Source organism: Carboxydocella thermautotrophica (assembly GCA_003054495.1).
Classification (GTDB): Bacteria; Bacillota.
Genome location: CP028514.1, coordinates 12,501 through 30,786, shown reverse-complemented (window position 1 = coordinate 30,786; position 18,286 = coordinate 12,501). Strand labels below are relative to the sequence as shown.

Below are 18,286 nucleotides of genomic sequence, written 5' to 3'. Positions count from 1 at the left end.
CCCTCCGGTGCCCATCGCTTTCTTTATCTTATGCACCGGTCAGGGCAGGGTTGACACTTAATTCCCTACTTATACGGGCAAATTCCTCCAGGCTCAGGGTTTCACCCCGGCGGCCGGGTTCAATCTGACAGCTCTCCAGCAGCTGTAACCATTCCTCCCGGGTTAAATTAAAGCCTGCTTTGCTCAAGGTATTAAGCAGAGTTTTGCGCCGCTGAGCAAAAGCAGCTTTCACCACCCGGAAAAAGATTTTTTCATCCCCTGGATCAACCGGGGGCTGGTTGTGTTTTTTCAGGTGGATCACCGCCGATTCCACTTCCGGGGTCGGTATAAAGGAAGTGGCCGGTACCTGTACGAAAATTCTGGCCTGGCAGTAATACTGGACCGCTACAGTTATGGCCCCGTATTCCTTGCCACCGGGCTGGGCACAGATTCTTTCTGCTACTTCCTTCTGAACCATCAGGGCCATTTCACTGATCCGGTACCGGTTTTCCAGTAAATGCATCAGAATCGGGGTAGTTATGTAGTAGGGCAAATTGGCAGCCAGTTTATACCGGGTTGCTCCTGTCTGTTCCTGAACCAATTGATCCAGGTTCACTTTCAGAACGTCCTGGTTGACCAGTTTCAGGTTGGAGTAGTCGCGAAACAGATCCTGCAATACCGGGATCAATTCCCGATCCAGTTCAATCGCCACTACCTGCCCTGCTTTTTGCAGCAGCTCTTCAGTCAAAGAGCCGATTCCCGGGCCAATTTCTACCACTACATCATCGAGTTGTAAATCGATAGCTCGTACAATTGCCGAGGTTACCCTTTCACTGATAAGAAAGTTCTGACCCAGTTTCTTTTTGGCCCGCAACTGATATTGATTAAGAATGGCCCTGGTCCGGGCCGGAGTGGCAATTTTCATGGTTCTCCTCCTCGTCAATCTCCTGTACAGCAGCTTCTATATCCTCTCTGCTGATTCCATAAGCATTTAGCCTTTGTAAAAACTGTTTGGCATTGGCATAGCCGATACCCAGGCGATCCCCCACCTGTTCCCGGCGCCAGGCAGCATCAGCTGTTCCGGCCAGGCCCCAGAGGTTTAAATCCTCAGCAGTGAATGTCTCCTGCCGTTCCTTTACCAGCGTCTTGACCTGAGCCAATGCCGCCTGAATGGCTTCAGGACTGGCATTTTCCACTCCGATATTGCCCTCTCTGGTGCCTGCCGCCCGGGGTAAATAGGCATGTTTGGCCCCTGGCACCAGTTCAGCCAGCCGCCTGCGAATAGCCGCTCCGGCGGCATCGGGATCGGTAAGAATGATAACCCCCTGCCTGGCCTGAGCTGTGCGAATCCGTTCTATCACCTTTTTGCTGATCCGGCAACCACCTGTAGCGATTACCTCCGCATCTACTGCCGCTTTGACAGCCGCAATATCATCCCGGCCTTCAACTACTATGATTTCCTTGATTTTCATCATCAAACCTCCCGTAAAAGAGGAAAAGGAAAGGGAATACTCCCTCTCCTTACAGTTTTGCTTAACGTTCCAGAACATATACAGTTACATTGCGCATACCCCAGTTGATGGCCTCTCCGTAACTGTCGAAAAACAGGTCAATGTGGTTGCCTTTAATACCACTGCCCATATCGGCTGCAATCCCTTCCCCGTACCCTTCAATCCAGAGGCGGGTGCCAAAAGGTATCACCCTGGGATCCACCGCCACTACTCCCCGATGGGGCCAGATACCTGTAGCTGTGCGCCGACCTGTATGGGTATAAGCAGTAGCCAGGACATTCATTACTTTAGCCACATCCCGTTCGCCACCCCGGGAAATCACCCCGCCGCGGGAAGCCACTCTGTTGCCTCCCTTTACTATCAGGGCTGGCCGGGCAGCTGCCACAACCCGCTGTTTTACTAACTGTTTTTGGATGAGCTTGTTATTTTGATATACCAGACGATATTTCTTTTCGATTTTTCCCGGTTTAGCCTGACGCAATACCTGTCGCCAGCCTGCCGGTTTCTTGGGGTCATACTGAACCAGCGGCTGGGCTGTAAAAGTGGTGTACTCGGACTTATAGACCGTTTGGGTTTTAATTTTGGTACGGGAGGGCCTTTTCACCGTTTTCCCCCAGGCAGCACTGCCGCTGATCACCAGAACAAAGGCTAACAGCAGGGCCAGTGTTGTCCGGAGTTTGCGGTTTATTACCATTGCATCCACTCCTTTCGCTTATACTATATTCGCCAAAGGAGGGATGAATTCCTGCCGGAGAAAAAATTACCAGTGGCAAAAGTTTCCGACTAAATCCGGAAAAGCTGGCAAGCATTGTCGAAAGTGCGTACTGCCAGTTCCTCCGGATCCATCTGCCTTAGTTCCGCAATTTTGCGCAACACCCAGACAACATAGGCTGATTCGTTCCGTTTACCCCGATAAGGCTCAGGGGTAAGATAAGGCGCATCGGTTTCAATCAACAGGCGCTCTAGCGGTACTTTGGCGGCAACCTCGGTTAACTTGCGGGCATTATGAAACGTCACCGGACCGGCAATGGATATATAAAACCCCAGGTCCAGGCAAACTTTAGCCATTTCCCAGCTGCCGGAAAAGCAGTGGAAGACACCACCGTTCTTTTCTCCAATCCGGGATTCCTTTACCATTGCCAGCAGATCGGCATGAGCATCCCGGTCATGGATAATCACCGGTTTACCTACCTGTTGAGCCAGTTCCATCTGGTGAGCAAAAACCCCTTGCTGTACCGGCCTGGGAGACAAGTCCCGGTAATAATCCAGGCCCATCTCTCCCAGAGCTACCACCTTGGGGTGAGCCGCTAGTTCCAGCAATTGTTTCCAGGTATCCTCATTAGCAGTTGCTGAATCATGGGGATGAATGCCCACCGCCGCATAGATAAAATCATATTTTTCCGCCAGGGCCAGGGAACGCCGGGAGGAGGAAAGGTCATAACCCACATTGACAATCCGCTCCACTCCGGCCTCCCGGGCCCGTTGTAACATTTCCTCCCGGTCCTGGTCATATTTGCGGTCATCCAGGTGGGCATGGGTATCAAAGATTTTCAGTTTCGCCATTTTATTCGCCCCTTATTTTACTTTCGACCCGGGTTTAATATCTTTTTGGACAGTCAGTACCTCCAGCCCGTTTTCATCAGAAGCTGCCAGAATCATACCCTGACTTTCAATTCCCCGTAGCCTGGCAGGTTTCAGGTTGGCTACCAGCACAACTCGTTTGCCTACCAGTTCTTCAGGAGCATAGTGCTGGGCGATCCCGGACACGATGGTGCGGATTTCATCACCCAGCTTAACCTCTAATTTCAGCAGTTTATCAGCTTTAGGCACCTTTTCGGCGGCAATAACTTCTACAACCCGCAAATCCACTTTACCAAAATCTTCAATAGTGATATAATTATTGTCAATAGATACTGCTTTTTCTACTTTTTCCTCTGTCACTTTTTCTGCCTCCGTTTCTGTTCCTTTCCAATCAATCCGCGGGAAAAGGGCCTGGCCCTTGACTACTTTCAAACCAGCCGGTAAACCTCCCCAGACCTGTACCGAATCCCAATCTGCCTTATTCAAATCCGTCAGGCCCAGTTGTTGCCAGACCCGCGGAGCCAGTAAAGGCATAAAGGGTGAGAGCATTACTGTAACTATGCGGATCACTTCAGCCAGATTATAGAGAACTGTATTCAGTCTATCCTGTTGTTCCTGATCTTTGGCCAGTACCCAGGGGGCGGTTTCGTCAATATATTTATTGGCCCGGGCTATTAGTGGCCACAGTTCGGACAGGGCATTGGCCAGCTCCAGATTATCCATGGCCCGCGTATATCCAGCCAGAGCCTGCCGGTAGGTTTCAATCAGATCCTGGTCAACTGCCTGAAGGGGACCAGGGGCGGGCACGATCCCATCCCGGTATTTTTCAATCATGGCCACCGTGCGGGAAACCAGATTGCCCAGGTCATTGGCCAGATCAGCATTGATGCGATTGACCAGAGCTTCTTCCGAATAGTAGCCATCAGAACCAAAGGGCAATTCCCGCAAGAGGAAATAGCGTACAGCATCTACCCCGTATTTTTCCACCAGCTGAACGGGATCCACCACATTGCCCTTGGATTTGGACATCTTGCCCCCGGCCAGCAGTAGCCAGCCATGTCCGACTACCTTTTCCGGCAGAGGTATACCGGCTGCCATCAGGATTATGGGCCAGATGATGGTGTGGAAACGCACAATATCTTTCCCCACCAGGTGTACCGCCGGCCAGTACTTGCCCAGTTTCTCCCATTCCGGTCCGCCATAACCCAGGGCGGAGATATAGTTGGTCAGGGCGTCAAACCAGACGTAGATGACATGCTTGGGATCCCAGGGCACAGGAATACCCCAGTCAAAAGTGGTCCGGGAAACACAGAGGTCCTCCAGACCCTGTTTGATGAAATTAATCATTTCATTGCGCCGGGAAACAGGCTGAATGAATTCAGGATGTTCCTCAATGTACTGTAACAAACGGTCGGCATATTTGGACATACGGAAAAAGTAGCTTTCTTCCCGCACCAGCTCTACCGGTCGGCCGCAATCGGGACAATTGCCATCTACCAGTTTGTTTTCCGTCCAGAAGGTTTCACAGGGAGTGCAGTACCAGCCTTCATATTCTGATTTATAGATATCTCCCTGGTCATAAATCTTCTGAAAAATAGCCTGCACTACCTTTTTATGCCGTTCCTCGGTGGTGCGAATAAAATCATCATAATCCACATACAGGAGACGCCACAGCTTCTGAAACCCGGCAACAATCTGATCTACATGTTCCTGAGGAGTAAGGCCACGAGCCTTAGCGGTTCGCTGGATTTTCTGGCCATGTTCATCAGATCCGGTCAAAAACCGGACATCATACCCTCTCAACTTCTTGTACCTGGCAATGGTGTCTGCGGCCACCGTAGTATAGGCATGGCCGATATGTAAGTTATCGCTGGGATAATAAATGGGGGTGGTGATATAAAATGTAGGTTTGGCCATTTTCTTACCTCCTCATTCGGAAAAAATAAACCCCTCACTGAAGGGGTAAGAGGTTGTTCACGGCATTCCCGGGGACAACCTGCTGTCAAACTCCTCTTCACATCATTTTTACCCATACGGGTAATACTATTACTGATAATAGCTGATACAAAAAAAATTGTCAAGAAATGCAAATGCCCCCTTGACTTTAAATGGAAAGCTTGGTATCATAAGTCTGACGGTTGATGTAGTAATTTGTCGAAACTTGTCGAAGGGAGAGACGTCTGTGATGAAGTCTACTGGTATCGTAAGAAAAGTTGATGAACTGGGCCGGGTGGTTATTCCCATCGAGTTGCGCAGAACTCTGGGCATTGATGAAAAGGATGCCCTGGAAATCTATGTAGATGCGGAAAAAATCATCCTGAAGAAATACGAGCCGGCCTGTGTTTTCTGCGGCAATGCCGGTAACATCACCCATTTCCGGGGCAAAAATGTCTGCATGGACTGTGCCAAGGAAATGGGCGAACTGGCCAGCAAGTAGGGCTAAAACAAATAAGGGGGCAATAAGCCCCCTTATTCTTTTGCCAGCAACCGCTGGTATATTTCCCGGCGACTAAAACCGGTTTCTGCCGCCGCCTGTCGCGCCGCTTCTTTCAGGCTCATCCCAGTCTCCATAAGTTGCCGGGCCCGCATCAATGCCCTATCTTCAGTATGGGTCTCTGTTTCTTCCTCATTCTGCCCTTCTTTTTTCCCCGGATTTAGTATTACTACAAACTCACCCCGGGGCTGTTTCTCTTCCCACCAGTGCATAATTTCTTCCACCTGGCCCCTTACAATCTCTTCATGTACCTTGGTCAGCTCCCGGGCAATGGCTATTTGTGCTGTTGGGCAATACTCCCGGATTTCTTCCAACAGCAACCGCAGACGATGAGGGGCTTCATAAAAAACCAGGGTGTAGGGATGCTGTCGCAGCTTTTGCCAGAGCTGGCGCCGTTCTTTTTTGTGATGGGGCAGAAAACCGAAAAAGGTAAAGGGCAATTCCGCCATACCCGCAGCTACCAGTGCTGTCAAACCTGCATTGGGGCCCGGCAACACTTCCACTTTAATCCCGGCCTGCCAGGCCAGATCAATCAAATGCAAACCCGGATCGGAAATTCCCGGCATGCCTGCATCCGATACCAGGGCAATCTTTTTCCCTTTCTGGAGCTGGTCAATCAATTTGGGCCCCTTACTGGTTTCATTATGTTCATGATAACTGGTCAGAGGAGTGGAAATCTGAAAATGATTAAGTAGCTTAATGGTGTGCCGGGTATCCTCAGCCGCAATCAGGTCTACTTCCTTTAATACTCTGAGTACCCGCAAGGTTATATCTTCCAGGTTGCCAATGGGGGTTGGGCAAACATAAAGCACTCCCTTACTCAAGGCCTACACTCCTCAGATCTTTATAAATAGCAAGCATGGCTGATGTATAATGCCCCTGTTCATCGTAGATGAACAGGGGAGGTAATACCTTTAACCCTGGGCCCCCATCTTTATATGCCTCCAGCAAAACCTGAGTGGCTATCCTGCTTTCCTTGCCATGTACAAACCACAGGCGCTTCACCTGAAAACGGTATTGGACCAGCAGCACCATTAGCTCAGCCAGTCTTTCCGGACGATAAACCATAGCCAGGCGGCCTCTGGTCCCCAGGGCCCTGGCTGCCGCTTTAATGACATCCTCCAGAGTACAGGTAAGTTCATGGCGAGCCATGCCGATCTTTTTCGTTGCGCTCAGTTTTCCTTGTCCCAGGGGGCGATAGGGTGGGTTGGCCACCACCAGGTTATAATGCCTGCCGGGTTTCCAGCTGCGCAAATCAGCATTAACAACTTCAATTCTCTCCTGCAGTTTATTAAGCCTGATGCTGCGCTGTGCCCGTTCAGCCACCTGTTCGTTTAATTCCAGGGCCGTAAAGGACAAATCCGGTTGACGCTGGATCATTAGAAGAGGAATGATGCCCGTCCCGGTACCCAGATCCAGGATAGTATCCCCCCGCTGGACAGTTGCAAACCAGCTGAGCAAAACAGCATCAATGGTATAGCGAAACTGATCTTCTGCCTGAATGATCTGCAATCCGTCAGTAGTCAAAGTATCAATTCTTTCTCCTGGCTCCAATCGGACCAAGTTGGTTTTCCTCCCTTTCCAGGGATTTTTTTAAGAAGCCCATACAAAAGAGACAGTCCCCTTCCTGGCGCATTTGCCCAAAATGCAGATTGCAAATATGAAAACCCTCATTATATAAACGAGCCAGGTTATCATAACCTTCGCCCCCCACCGGTTTCAAGGGCTTCCTTTCCATCTTTTTTATCTGTACTTCTCCTTGCAGATAATTCTGGTAGATTTCTGTCACTTCCCGGCGCAGTTTTTCATTTTCCTCTTCCAGGTTTAATGCCTTTTCTTTTAATTCCTGTAACTCATCCAGCAAATGTTTGATGATAATTTCCAGCTCGGTGATTTTTTTGATGAGCTGCATGCTCTCACTCCTTGTTGTTGAGGAGTCTTTTCGCTTCATCCAGAGGAACTTCCACAATGTGTTTGCTTTCCTTCATTTCCACACTAACGGTTTTCTTTAAAATATTAGCAGCAACTATTTTTCCTTCTCCCGCCGGAAGGTTAACCCAGGTTCCCAGAGGTGGATAATCCTTTTTCTCTTCTTCATAAACATCATTTTCATACTTAAGGCAACACATCAAACGCCCACAGATACCGGAAATTTTAGTCGGGTTAAGGGATAAGTTCTGTTCTTTAGCCATTTTGATGGAAACAGGGACAAATTCCCCCAGGAATGTTTTACAACACAAGACCCGACCACAGCTGGCCAGCCCGCCCAGCATCTTGGCCTCATCCCTTACTCCGATTTGCCTTAACTCAATCCGGGTACGGAAAATAGCGGCCAGGTCCCGGACCAGGGCCCGGAAATCAATCCGGCCATCCGCAGTAAAATAGAAAATGATTTTACTGCGGTCAAAGGTGTATTCCACCCCTACCAGTTTCATGGGCAAGCCATGTTCCTGAATCTTTTCCAAACAGATTTTGAAGGCCTGTTTTTCCTTTTCTTCATTTTCTTTTACAATTTCCGCATCTTCGGGATTTGCAATCCGAATAACCTGTTTTAAAGGCTGAACTACATCTTCCTCCGCAATTTCCCTGATCCCGGTCACACATTGACCATATTCAATCCCGCGGGCTGTTTCCACAATCACATGATCACCGGCTTTTACCTCCCAGGGCCCGGGATCAAAATAATAGATCTTGCCCGCTTCCTTAAAGCGCACTCCTACTACTTTTACCATTTATTCTAACCTCCGTATCTGGCGATTTGCAGAAACAGCCATTCCAGCAAGAGCCGGATGTTTACATTGGTAGTCAGCAGGCGCTGGGCCTTTAGGATACTGTCTGTGATAACCAGTATCTGTTCCCGCTGTAGACGCTGTTTCATTTCCTTTAACAATGGCTCACAATCCCTATTTAAGGTCAGTTGATTTTCTGCTGCCAGCTCATGAACCAGCAAATCCCGAAAAATACTCAGGAGAATTTCCAGTTTGACAGACAGCAGTTCCTTTTCTTTTTCCCATTCCTCTGCCTGTCTAAAACAGCAACTAACCCCCTGGGCTAAAATATCTTTTAATCCCGTGATAACCTGTTGACGAGTCAAAGCCAGACCTTTTTCCTGCAAAAATTCCTCCAGTTTGCCCGGAATCCCTTCTGCCAGCAACAAGAGGGTCTCAATCTCCCCCTGCCAGCCTTCCGGCATCACCTTGCCGGCAAATTCCCGCATTTCCTCATTATTGAGAGGGTAAAACTGCAAAGTCTGACAGCGGGAACGAATGGTTTCCAGTAAAGCAAAAGGCCGGTCAGTCAGGAGAAGAAATACGGTTCTTTCCGGCGGCTCTTCCAGAATTTTTAGCAGGCTATTGGCACTTTCCTCAGTCATCCCATCAGCCTGCTGGATCAAAACGACTCGTCCCCGCTCCAGCACAGGTTTCAATGTCAGGGTCTGCTGTAACTGCCGAACCTGCTCTATCTTAATAGAGTTACCTTCCGGCTGGATTTGGATAAACTCAGGATGAGTCCCGGCTTGAAAAAGATAACAAGCCTGGCAACTCTGACAGGCATCCCCATCCTCCCGGGGCAGAAGGCATAAAAAAGCCTGGGCAAAAGCCTGGGCTACCACCCTTTTCCCAATTCCCACCGGTCCTTGAAAAATGTAAGCATGGGCCATTTGCTGGTTTTTGAGGTTTTTTAAAAGAAAACGGACTAACTGTTTATGCCCGATAATTTCCTTCAACATCATGTTCACCACTTAATTCAGGTATACATATCTACCAGTAAGCCCCGAATTTCATCTACCCGGGCCAGTATTTCCACCTGGCTTTTTTCTTTTTGCAAAATCTCCTCGGTCAATTCCTCCAGTTTGGCATTGACTTTATCCACCAGGACATGCACTTTATATCGGCCTCGACGGTCCCAGCCCGTTTCTTCCCGGACCTGATAGCCAGATGAAACTACCTCCCGCAAAAAGTTACGCACCATTTCCTTATATCTTTTCAGTTCCACCAGGGTTCGGTGATTGGCCAGCCGCTGGCCCTGTACTTCAATATCTTTGATTAATTTATCCAGCTGTTTTCTGGTTTCCGTGGTCTGGGCCTTGATGAGCTGATCATTAAAATCAGCCCTGCGAGCCTCGCCATCTTTTTCCCGCCCGGGACCATCAATTCCCGGCAAACCCCCGGGCCCACGACGTAAATCAGATATTTTCATTTTCTCTCATCCTTTGCTGCAGGATCTGCCAAACCAAATCTACCACTTCAGCCAGGTCGCGACTGCCATCGATGATTTCCCAGTTTTGCTCTCTGGCCAATTCCAGATAACCTTGCCGCACCCTTTGGTGAAAGGCCAGCTCTTCCTGTTCCAGACGGTCAGGGGCTTGTCCCTGGCGATTTTTCTTAACCCGGCTTAATCCCAGTTCTGGTTCAATATCAAAGAGGAAAACCAGGTCCGGCTCCACTCCCAGGGTAGCCATCTGGTTAATTTGCCGTAAAAAGGTCAAATTCCAGCCTCGTCCGTAACCCTGATAAGCCAGTGTGCTGTAATAGTATCGGTCACTGAGCACTATTTTCCCTTCTGCCAGCGCCGGCAAAATCAAGCGCCTGACATGCTGCACTCGGTCAGCACAGTATAGAAAGGCCTCAGCCTCACCACACCATTCGTAATCAGTTCTAAGCAACAATTCCCGCAATAGCTGTCCTTCTCTGGTCCCCCCGGGTTCCCTGGTGGTAAGATAACTGACACCAGTCTGTTGCAGTTTACTGGTTATTTCCTGTAATACCGTCGATTTTCCCGCTCCATCCGGTCCTTCAAATACGATAAATTTTCCTGTCCGCAACTATTTCACCACCCAAATTTCCTCAATACCCCAGGCCTCCAGTGCAGCGATGGTATCAGCCTGAATTACTTCCCCGGGACAAACTATTGCCAAACCCGGTGGGCATGGTGCTACCGTTTGGGCTGCCACTCTGTCTTTGGCCTGATTTGTTGCTACCCGTTCTTTCTTGGCCAGCCAGGCTTCCCGGGGCAACATGACCAGGCGGTTCTCCTCAGGATAAAATTGTTCTTTCCAGCAGTTAGGTTTCCCCGTTTTTGGTTTTAATTGGCCTAAAGCCTCGATTAATCTTTTCCCCTGTTCTGGATTGAAGTCATAGTTTATCAATAACAGGACCCGATCTGCCTCGTATTTTTCTACCACTATCCCCTTCTGTCTTAAATGAGTAGCCACTTCTACTCCTGTATATCCTTCCAACCTCAACAAAAGCCTGGTCCTATCCAGCTGGTAGCCGGCTGGTAATTGCTCTGGTTTTAATACTTCTATCCCTATCCTCTCCAGCTCCCAGCGCAATTGTTCCGCCCACTCCAGCATCTGCTCGATTTTTTCCCGGCCATGAAAATACAGCTCCCTGCGCGCTAGATCCAGTGCCGCCATAAACAAATAGGAAGGGCTGGTTGTAGTGAGTAGCGATAGGTTCTTTCGCACCCAGTCAGCCTTTAGTTTCGCAGTGGGCAGGTGCAGATAACCCGTCTGTGTCAGAGCCGGACCGGTTTTATGCAACCCATGCACCACCCCGTCACAGCCTGAAGTGATGGCACTTACAGGCAGCCTTTCATGCCAGGGAAATAATGCGCCATGGGCCTCATCTACCAGAACAGGTGCAGTGGTGTTGTAGCTATTTGCCAGCATCCAGTCTTTAAGAGGCCAGGCTACCCCTTCATAGGAAGGGTACAAAAAGAAAATACCATCACTATCCAGCGCAACCCCTTCAGTTTCTGGCCCGATAATCAGCTGCCATTCCGGCAAAAAAACTGGAGGGTAAAATACCGGTTCCGCCCCCGTCAGCACCAGAGCATGGAAGACACTGGCATGAGCCCAGCGCGGTATAGCTATTCTGTTTCCATTTTGCGAGACCACCGCTGCCATCATGGCCCAGATTCCCGCTGAAGCTCCTTCCACCAGAAAAAAGGAAGCCTGGGTTTGATATGCCTCTGCCAGCAGTTTTTCCGCAGCTGCAATACAACCCTCTGGCTGATGCCAGCTATCCAGTCCCGGGATCTCGGTGACATCCCAGCGGGCAACCGCAGCCAGCTCTGGCCAAAGGGATTGAAAAGCCCGGCCCTGACCATGGCCCGGCATATGCCAGCAATCTCCCTTTTGGGCCAGATATTCATTTATGGCATCAAAAATTGGACAATCTGCTTGTTTGTTCATAATTTTTATTTTACCATAAGCCCGCAGCTGTGCCAAAAGTTTTAACTCATATCAGAAAAGGAAAAGCGAAAAATAGTTGTACCGGGGAAAATGGAGGGATTCTTATGAAGAAAAAACGGGAAGACATTATCGATTTTGCTAAATTAAGCAAAAAGTATCGTACCAATGTCAAACGGATAGTATCGCTCTGGCAAAAAGGCAAAGATGACTTTGAAGTTTCCAGCAGCCTGGGTATTGATTACTTCACTTTAAAACAGCTGCGCTATGAAATCGAACAGGCTCATCTCCGCCACCGATATCAGTCCTGGATAAATTCTCATTCTTTACAGAGATGAACCTTTGGTTTAAACTAAGAGTAGAGGTGATAGCGGTGGATATTGAACTGCTCCTGTTTCTCTGGCGCTGGCAGATTTTGACCTCTACTTTTAGTCAAAACCAGTTACCTAATTCTCTTAATACTGACAATACTGCCAGTTTTGCTGAGATCTTGCAATCTGCTGTTGCGCAGGCCGAGCAAAAAGCGGAAACTACGCGACAGCAAGTTTCAGGTGCGATTAAAGCCCCTGCTGCTTTCGCTCCATTAATTCAGCAAGCGGCACAAAAATACGGGGTTGATCCGGATCTGATCACTGCTGTAATTCAAGCGGAGTCCAGTTTTAATCCCCATGCTATTTCCCGCGTCGGGGCCCAGGGGCTGATGCAGTTAATGCCTGCTACTGCCCGCGCGCTTGGAGTAACCAATGCTTTCGATCCAGCCCAGAATATCGAAGGGGGTACAAAATATTTAAGGCAACTGCTGGACCAGTTTGGGGGCAATGAAGCCCTGGCTGTAGCGGCCTATAATGCTGGTCCCCATGCTGTGAAAAAGTACGGTAATAATATTCCCCCTTATCAGGAAACGCAAAACTATGTGAAACGGGTTTTGTTTAATAAGTTGGAGCTGGAAGCCTAAAAGGACTGTCGCTGGGACAGTCCTTTTACTTTTTTATACTATATCTAATTTTACTCAAGTCCTCATTTGGTTTCGGTTTTCTAAAAACAAACAAATGCTCATGCATAATTAAATAAAAATCCAGTTGATTAGCTTTATTGCGCCATATTCCTTCTGTAGTTTTACAATTATGCTGAATTTTTATTATATCTTCTTTAAGGGCAAATCCTTGATTTAAAAAACGTTCCATCACATAATAAGCTAAAGGAACGTAATGTCTGCCCTTTCTGGTATCACCAATTAAAATCGCACAATACCTATTAGGTTTTAGAACGCGATATAACTCTGCAATTATTATTTCAAGCTCATCACAAAATTTTTTGACACCAGAAATATTAGACAAATCGCCATCTATTTTACCTTCAGAATAAGATATTATATTCAAATAAGGCGGGTGAGTTAAAATTAAATCTATACTTTCGTCTTTAATAAAATATAAATTACGAGCATCAGCATTAAATAATTTAAAGTTGCTTTCTGTATTATTATAATCAATTTTTATTCTTTCCCTAGTTATGTTTATTGCTTTTTCATTTATATCAACACCTATGCCTTTCCTGCCTAAAATTTTAGCTTCAATGAGTGTAGTCCCACTGCCTACCATAGGGTCTAAAATTAATTCACCTTCTGAAGAATATTTCAGTATTACATTTCTAGCAATTTGTGGAGCAAAATTTCCCCTATAATCACCTTTATGCGTCGCCCAATTACCCCTGTCCGGAAAAGACCAAACCGTAGTTGTTTCTAGATTAATCTCTTGAAATAAGTCATCTTTTTTGTCCATAAATAATTTCTCCTAAACAAATATTTCAAACTTTATATTTGAACTCCTTATATCATATTTGTATTTTATTAACTTTAATCCAGTCCAGGTTTTTGATTGGATGGGTCTTCTTCCTTTTAAGTAGTTTCTTTGTATTATATTTGTTAAATTTTGTATAGCATCATTAGAAAAATCATAAGCAACTAAAAATGCATTTATCATTGAATAATCACCAAAAGCATATTCATCTCTAATCCAGTCTACATACTTCATTAATTGTTCAATATCTTCCAATCTTGCTATATCTTTTTTGTTTTCAATTACAATATACTCCGATTTTGTATTTTTAAATCCCTTAATATAGGAGTATCCGAAAATATCCATTTTATCCATATAATCAATTGGCTTAAAAGGAGACGCAATTACTTGATGAGATAAATAATCCCATTCGCCAAATATCTTGATTGTATTAGGTTCTTTCTGAGAAAGCTGAAAAAGAATTCCTGCTTCTAGAGCCATTTCGTGAGAAAGACGATCTCCATCGGCACAGCTTTTTAGAATGTCGTTACAATTAAATAAATAATCTGGCGTAATTTTTTTACTTAACAAAGAATGATGATTTATGTAATCACTAAAAAAACATTCATGGGATTTTGGATTAGTTAAAATATTTTTGTTACGCCGCAAGAATATATCAATTAAAGCCTGGTTTTCATCATCATCAACTTTTATAAATGATACCTTCCAAAAAGCTCTTAACATACGAAATACTGGCGGGTTTGAGGCAAGAACATCATCCATATCTATTCCTTCTTTAAAAAAATATGGACTTGGTTTAAATACGCATATCCATCGTTGGTTTATACTTCCTTGGCCTTCATTCCATAACAACTTTTTTTCCAATTCTGAATATGGAGGTAATAATGGCTTATTAGCATCAGGATAGTTTAAAAACTTGCAATCTCCGTTTATATTTACTAATTCCCCAATTCCATAAATTTTGCGGTCAATAAAAAAATATATATTGTCTCCTGGTTTCATTGTAGCATAATCAGCAAAAGTGGCTTCATGATGTATTCTCCAATATCCATTCGGGGGTGATAACAAAGTAGAATAAACTCCATTCTTAATATATAGTTCTAAAGCACTATTTGAATTTAGGTTAATAATATAACCTGCCATTTTTCTCACCTATTCTACTTCTTCATTAGCTATAATTTCTAATTATTAATTCAGAAATGGGGCCACGTTTATCCGGACGACAATTTATAGCTCTTTTGGCATAAACTTTAACTATGTTATATCCTTTATAAAGTTCCTTAATAAACGGAGTATCAGAGTTACTTAACATTAGTTTACTCCCTCTTCTATCTAATTCACAAAAAATATTTGCTAACCTGATCTGGTCTTTCTCTGTAAAATCGTCGCTTGTATAACTAGTAAAAGACGATGTTTCTGAAAGCGGATGATAGGGGGGATCAAAATAGATAAAGGTATTTTTGTCTGCATAATCTAAACACATATCAAAATCACCAAATAATATTTCAGTTCTTTTTAATAATTCTCTTGCGCGCATTAAGTTTTCTCTATCAATTAATTTAGGGTTTTTATATTTTCCAAAAGGTACATTAAATTCTCCCTTTTTATTTACCCTCCAAAGCCCATTATATCCAGTTTTGTTTAAGTAAAGAAATCTTGCTGCTCTTTGTATATTTGTTAATTGGTGTGGCTGTAACTTTCTAATATAATAATAAAACTCCGCATCATTTTTATAACTTGTTAATTCTTCAATCATTTCGTCCAAATTATCCCTAACCACTCTATAAAAATTGATAAGTTCATGGTTTTTATCAATTATTATTGGCTTTTCTGGCTCTAAGAAAAAATACAAAGCTCCTCCCCCAATAAATGGTTCTATATATCTATCAAAACTTTCAGGCAAAAATTTTGTTATTGTATCTAAAAGTTGTGTCTTACCACCTGCCCATTTTACTAATGGCTTTATTTGAACCTTATAATTAACCATCTTATAATTAATCAAATTTAAATTCCCCCTAAAAATTAGTTTTATCCTTTACCTCTTTTATTCAGCAAAATATTCTATTCTACACTTACAGTTAACTTCCTTCCGGTAGTCAATTTAATTCGATAAAAATGGAATATAAATAAAATACCCACCAAGCATTTCTGCTTGATGGGTTAACTCGTGTCCGGCAGCGACCTACTCTCCCAGGACCCTGCGGTCCAAGTACCATCGGCGCTGGTGGGCTTAACTGCCGTGTTCGGTATGGGTACGGGTGTTGCCCCACCGCCATTGCCACCGGACTATTCTTTTAAGGGATAAGTGACTGCTCCCTCAAAACCGCACAGAGTTCTTTTGAGGTTAAGACCTCGACCTATTAGTACCGGTCTGCTCAAAGCCTTGCGGCTCTTACACTCCCGGCCTATCTACCTGGTCTTCTTCCAGGGGTCTTACCTGGCTTACCCAGTGGGAAATCTTATCTTGAGGTGGACTTCGCGCTTAGATGCTTTCAGCGCTTATCCCGTCCAGACTTGGCTACCCAGCGATTGCTCCTGGCGGAACAACTGGTACACCAGCGGTCTGTCCATCCCGGTCCTCTCGTACTAGGGACAGCTCCTCTCAAATTTCCTACGCCTGCGACGGATAGGGACCGAACTGTCTCACGACGTTCTGAACCCAGCTCGCGTACCGCTTTAATGGGCGAACAGCCCAACCCTTGGGACCTACTTCAGCCCCAGGATGCGATGAGCCGACATCGAGGTGCCAAACCTCCCCGTCGATGTGGACTCTTGGGGGAGATAAGCCTGTTATCCCCGGGGTAGCTTTTATCCGTTGAGCGATGGCCCTTCCACTCGGTACCACCGGATCACTAAGCCCGACTTTCGTCCCTGCTCGACCCGTCGGTCTCACAGTCAAGCTCCCTTCTGCCTTTGCACTCTCCGCGCGTTTTCCATTCGCGCTGAGGGAACCTTTGGGCGCCTCCGTTACTCTTTAGGAGGCGACCGCCCCAGTCAAACTGCCCACCTGACACTGTCCCCTACCCGGCTCACGAGTTCGGGTTAGAACTTCAATATCACAAGGGTGGTATCCCACCACCGACTCCACTTAGGCTGGCGCCTAAGCTTCCCAGTCTCCCACCTATCCTGTACATGCAATACCAAAATCCAATGTCAGGCTACAGTAAAGCTCCACGGGGTCTTTCTGTCCTGTCGCAGGTAACACGCATCTTCACGTGTACTACAATTTCGCCGAGCCCCTCGTTGAGACAGCGCCCAAGTCGTTACGCCTTTCGTGCGGGTCGGAACTTACCCGACAAGGAATTTCGCTACCTTAGGACCGTTATAGTTACGGCCGCCGTTTACCGGGGCTTCGGTTCAAAGCTTCGCCTCTCAGCTAACCTTTCCCCTTAACCTTCCGGCACCGGGCAGACGTCAGCCCCTATACGTCAGCTTTCGCTTTGGCAGGGACCTGTGTTTTTGGTAAACAGTCGCTTGGGCCTCTTCTCTGCGACCGCTCTATGCTCCAGGCGCGCAGCCCTTCACATCTAGCGGCACTCCTTCTCCCGAAGTTACGGAGTCATTTTGCCGAGTTCCTTAACGAGGGTTCTCTCGCTCGCCTTAGGATTCTCTCCTCACCTACCTGTGTCGGTTTCCGGTACGGGCACCATACCCCCTCCTTAGAGGCTTTTCTCGGCAGTTTGGCGTCAGAAGCTTCGCCCTTACGGGCTCCCCTTCACCTCTCAGGATTTCCGTGAGGCGGATTTGCCTGCCTCACTCCCTACTGGCTTGGACCGGTCCTTCCAATCACCGGCTCTCCCTAGCCTCCTGCGTCACCCCTTCGTAATATCGGTTGTATGGTGGTATCGGATTTTCAACCGATTGTCCATCACCTACGCCTCTTCGGCCTCGGCTTAGGTCCCGACTTACCCTGGGCGGACGAGCCTTCCCCAGGAAACCTCAGGTTTTCGGCGGGCAGGATTCTCACCTGCCTTTTCGCATACTTATACCGGCATTCTCACTTCCATGCGCTCCAGCACTCCTCACGGTATGCCTTCTCCGCCCATGGAACGCTCCCCTACCCCTACTCGAAGTTCGATGTTAGAAGTTTGATGTTCGATCTTGGCATTCCTCCCGGGTCCTTACTTTATGCTTAGACCTTAGGATTTCTGCTTGCTTCGAACCTCGAACCTCCAACTTCGAACCTCGAATAAGCCGCGATTTCGGTGACAGGCTTAGCCCCGGACATTTTCGGCGCACAACCACTCGACCAGTGAGCTATTACGCACTCTTTAAATGATGGCTGCTTCTAAGCCAACATCCTGGTTGTCTATGCAGCTGCACATCCTTTCCCACTTAGCCTGTACTTCGGGACCTTAATCGGCGGTCTGGGCTGTTTCCCTCTCGACTATGAAGCTTATCCCTCATAGTCTGACTCCCAGGGTCCAAGTTATGGCATTCGCAGTTTGATAAGGTTCGGTAACCTTGCTCAGGCCCCTAGCCCATTCAGTGCTCTACCTCCATAACTCATCCCCTGAGGCTAGCCCTAAAGCTATTTCGGGGAGAACCAGCTATCTCCGGGTTCGATTGGCATTTCACCCCTACCCACACCTCATCCGCCGACTTTTCAACGTCGGTCGGTTCGGGCCTCCACGAGACTTTACTCCCGCTTCACCCTGGACATGGGTAGATCACCCGGTTTCGGGTCTACGGCAGCAAACTTATCGCCCTCTTCAGACTCGCTTTCGCT

Annotated in this window: 19 protein-coding genes and 2 rRNA genes (1 of these 21 running past the window's edge); 3 read left to right on the top strand and 18 right to left on the bottom strand. The window is 46.9% G+C overall.

The genetic code is table 11. From position 1 onward, the window contains the following. Window positions 1-28: 28 nt before the first annotated feature. From rsmA to metG, 5 genes are all read right to left on the bottom strand, one after another. The gene (rsmA, locus tag CTH_RS00145) at window positions 29-904 is read right to left on the bottom strand and encodes a 16S rRNA (adenine(1518)-N(6)/adenine(1519)-N(6))-dimethyltransferase RsmA (RefSeq protein ID WP_107752653.1); all 876 of its coding nucleotides are present in this window, start codon (window positions 902-904) and stop codon (window positions 29-31) included. Then, window positions 864-1,451: a ribonuclease M5 gene (rnmV, locus tag CTH_RS00140; protein ID WP_200803485.1), complete on the bottom strand. Its 588-nt coding sequence runs from the start codon at window positions 1,449-1,451 to the stop codon at window positions 864-866. The genes rsmA and rnmV overlap by 41 nt, the downstream gene beginning before the upstream one ends. Window positions 1,452-1,512: 61 nt before the next feature. Continuing rightward, window positions 1,513-2,184 (bottom strand): G5 and 3D domain-containing protein, encoded by a 672-nt coding sequence (locus tag CTH_RS00135; protein ID WP_107752651.1) that lies wholly within the window; start codon window positions 2,182-2,184, stop codon window positions 1,513-1,515. An 89-nt stretch (window positions 2,185-2,273) separates the two neighbouring features. Next, window positions 2,274-3,053: a TatD family hydrolase gene (locus tag CTH_RS00130; protein ID WP_107752649.1), complete on the bottom strand. Its 780-nt coding sequence runs from the start codon at window positions 3,051-3,053 to the stop codon at window positions 2,274-2,276. Between the two features lie 12 nt (window positions 3,054-3,065). Then, window positions 3,066-4,988, bottom strand: a complete 1,923-nt coding sequence (gene metG, locus CTH_RS00125; protein WP_107752647.1) for a methionine--tRNA ligase — start codon at window positions 4,986-4,988, stop codon at window positions 3,066-3,068. Window positions 4,989-5,256: 268 nt separating this feature from the next. Here metG and CTH_RS00120 point away from each other — a divergent pair, with 268 nt between their 5' ends. Continuing rightward, complete coding sequence (locus CTH_RS00120) at window positions 5,257-5,508, top strand: AbrB/MazE/SpoVT family DNA-binding domain-containing protein (RefSeq protein WP_078665750.1); 252 nt, start codon at window positions 5,257-5,259, stop codon at window positions 5,506-5,508. 32 nt (window positions 5,509-5,540) lie between these two features. On the opposite strand, the gene rsmI is transcribed toward CTH_RS00120, so the two are convergent. The 8 genes from rsmI to CTH_RS00080 are packed head-to-tail and all read right to left on the bottom strand — an operon-like array spanning window position 5,541 to window position 11,800. After that, entirely contained in the window at window positions 5,541-6,389 is an 849-nt protein-coding gene (rsmI, locus tag CTH_RS00115) for a 16S rRNA (cytidine(1402)-2'-O)-methyltransferase (protein ID WP_078665751.1), read from the bottom strand. Continuing rightward, complete coding sequence (locus tag CTH_RS00110; protein ID WP_078665752.1) at window positions 6,382-7,128, bottom strand: tRNA1(Val) (adenine(37)-N6)-methyltransferase; 747 nt, start codon at window positions 7,126-7,128, stop codon at window positions 6,382-6,384. The genes rsmI and CTH_RS00110 overlap by 8 nt, the downstream gene beginning before the upstream one ends. Further along, window positions 7,097-7,477 carry an initiation-control protein YabA gene (locus tag CTH_RS00105; RefSeq protein WP_107752645.1) on the bottom strand — a complete coding sequence of 127 codons (381 nt, stop codon included), beginning with the start codon at window positions 7,475-7,477 and terminating at the stop codon, window positions 7,097-7,099. The genes CTH_RS00110 and CTH_RS00105 overlap by 32 nt, the downstream gene beginning before the upstream one ends. 4 nt (window positions 7,478-7,481) lie before the next feature. Beyond that, complete coding sequence (locus tag CTH_RS00100; RefSeq protein ID WP_078665754.1) at window positions 7,482-8,297, bottom strand: PSP1 domain-containing protein; 816 nt, start codon at window positions 8,295-8,297, stop codon at window positions 7,482-7,484. A gap of 5 nt (window positions 8,298-8,302) precedes the next feature. After that, window positions 8,303-9,295, bottom strand: a complete 993-nt coding sequence (gene holB / locus CTH_RS00095) for a DNA polymerase III subunit delta' (protein WP_159073780.1) — start codon at window positions 9,293-9,295, stop codon at window positions 8,303-8,305. Window positions 9,296-9,312: 17 nt separating this feature from the next. Next, window positions 9,313-9,765, bottom strand: a complete 453-nt coding sequence (locus CTH_RS00090) for a YaaR family protein (protein WP_107752642.1) — start codon at window positions 9,763-9,765, stop codon at window positions 9,313-9,315. Further along, window positions 9,752-10,390 (bottom strand): dTMP kinase, encoded by a 639-nt coding sequence (gene tmk, locus CTH_RS00085; protein WP_107752640.1) that lies wholly within the window; start codon window positions 10,388-10,390, stop codon window positions 9,752-9,754. The genes CTH_RS00090 and tmk overlap by 14 nt, the downstream gene beginning before the upstream one ends. Continuing rightward, on the bottom strand, window positions 10,391-11,800 hold the full coding sequence (locus CTH_RS00080) for an aminotransferase class I/II-fold pyridoxal phosphate-dependent enzyme (protein ID WP_107752638.1): 1,410 nt from the start codon (window positions 11,798-11,800) through the stop codon (window positions 10,391-10,393). Window positions 11,801-11,868: 68 nt separating this feature from the next. Between CTH_RS00080 and CTH_RS00075 the strand changes: the two genes are divergently transcribed. Then, window positions 11,869-12,099, top strand: coding sequence for a hypothetical protein (locus CTH_RS00075; protein ID WP_078665759.1), 231 nt, complete (start codon window positions 11,869-11,871; stop codon window positions 12,097-12,099). Window positions 12,100-12,134: 35 nt separating this feature from the next. Beyond that, window positions 12,135-12,716: a transglycosylase SLT domain-containing protein gene (locus CTH_RS00070; protein ID WP_318262704.1), complete on the top strand. Its 582-nt coding sequence runs from the start codon at window positions 12,135-12,137 to the stop codon at window positions 12,714-12,716. A 25-nt stretch (window positions 12,717-12,741) separates the two neighbouring features. On the opposite strand, the gene CTH_RS00065 is transcribed toward CTH_RS00070, so the two are convergent. From CTH_RS00065 to CTH_RS00045, 5 genes are all read right to left on the bottom strand, one after another. Next, window positions 12,742-13,539 carry a TRM11 family SAM-dependent methyltransferase gene (locus tag CTH_RS00065; protein WP_078665761.1) on the bottom strand — a complete coding sequence of 266 codons (798 nt, stop codon included), beginning with the start codon at window positions 13,537-13,539 and terminating at the stop codon, window positions 12,742-12,744. Between the two features lie 12 nt (window positions 13,540-13,551). Next, window positions 13,552-14,700, bottom strand: a complete 1,149-nt coding sequence (locus CTH_RS00060) for a PDDEXK family nuclease (RefSeq protein WP_078665762.1) — start codon at window positions 14,698-14,700, stop codon at window positions 13,552-13,554. Between the two features lie 25 nt (window positions 14,701-14,725). Then, window positions 14,726-15,559 carry a DNA adenine methylase gene (locus CTH_RS00055; RefSeq protein WP_242947918.1) on the bottom strand — a complete coding sequence of 278 codons (834 nt, stop codon included), beginning with the start codon at window positions 15,557-15,559 and terminating at the stop codon, window positions 14,726-14,728. 167 nt (window positions 15,560-15,726) lie between these two features. Next, window positions 15,727-15,843, bottom strand: a 5S ribosomal RNA gene (gene rrf, locus CTH_RS00050). 54 nt (window positions 15,844-15,897) lie between these two features. Further along, a 23S ribosomal RNA gene (locus CTH_RS00045) occupies window positions 15,898-18,286 on the bottom strand (it continues 1,156 nt past the right edge of the window).

Excerpts from the sequence above, each read along its gene's own strand:
- CTH_RS00100 (WP_078665754.1), bottom strand. The coding sequence starts at position 8,297 with ATGGTAAAAGTAGTAGGAGTGCGCTTTAAGGAAGCGGGCAAGATCTAT.
- CTH_RS00105 (WP_107752645.1), bottom strand. The coding sequence starts at position 7,477 with ATGCAGCTCATCAAAAAAATCACCGAGCTGGAAATTATCATCAAACAT.
- rsmA (WP_107752653.1), bottom strand. The coding sequence starts at position 904 with ATGAAAATTGCCACTCCGGCCCGGACCAGGGCCATTCTTAATCAATAT.
- CTH_RS00065 (WP_078665761.1), bottom strand. The coding sequence starts at position 13,539 with ATGGACAAAAAAGATGACTTATTTCAAGAGATTAATCTAGAAACAACT.
- CTH_RS00060 (WP_078665762.1), bottom strand. The coding sequence starts at position 14,700 with ATGGCAGGTTATATTATTAACCTAAATTCAAATAGTGCTTTAGAACTA.
- CTH_RS00135 (WP_107752651.1), bottom strand. The coding sequence starts at position 2,184 with ATGGTAATAAACCGCAAACTCCGGACAACACTGGCCCTGCTGTTAGCC.
- CTH_RS00090 (WP_107752642.1), bottom strand. The coding sequence starts at position 9,765 with ATGAAAATATCTGATTTACGTCGTGGGCCCGGGGGTTTGCCGGGAATT.
- CTH_RS00130 (WP_107752649.1), bottom strand. The coding sequence starts at position 3,053 with ATGGCGAAACTGAAAATCTTTGATACCCATGCCCACCTGGATGACCGC.
- CTH_RS00120 (WP_078665750.1), top strand. The coding sequence starts at position 5,257 with ATGAAGTCTACTGGTATCGTAAGAAAAGTTGATGAACTGGGCCGGGTG.
- CTH_RS00075 (WP_078665759.1), top strand. The coding sequence starts at position 11,869 with ATGAAGAAAAAACGGGAAGACATTATCGATTTTGCTAAATTAAGCAAA.
- holB (WP_159073780.1), bottom strand. The coding sequence starts at position 9,295 with ATGTTGAAGGAAATTATCGGGCATAAACAGTTAGTCCGTTTTCTTTTA.
- rnmV (WP_200803485.1), bottom strand. The coding sequence starts at position 1,451 with ATGAAAATCAAGGAAATCATAGTAGTTGAAGGCCGGGATGATATTGCG.
- metG (WP_107752647.1), bottom strand. The coding sequence starts at position 4,988 with ATGGCCAAACCTACATTTTATATCACCACCCCCATTTATTATCCCAGC.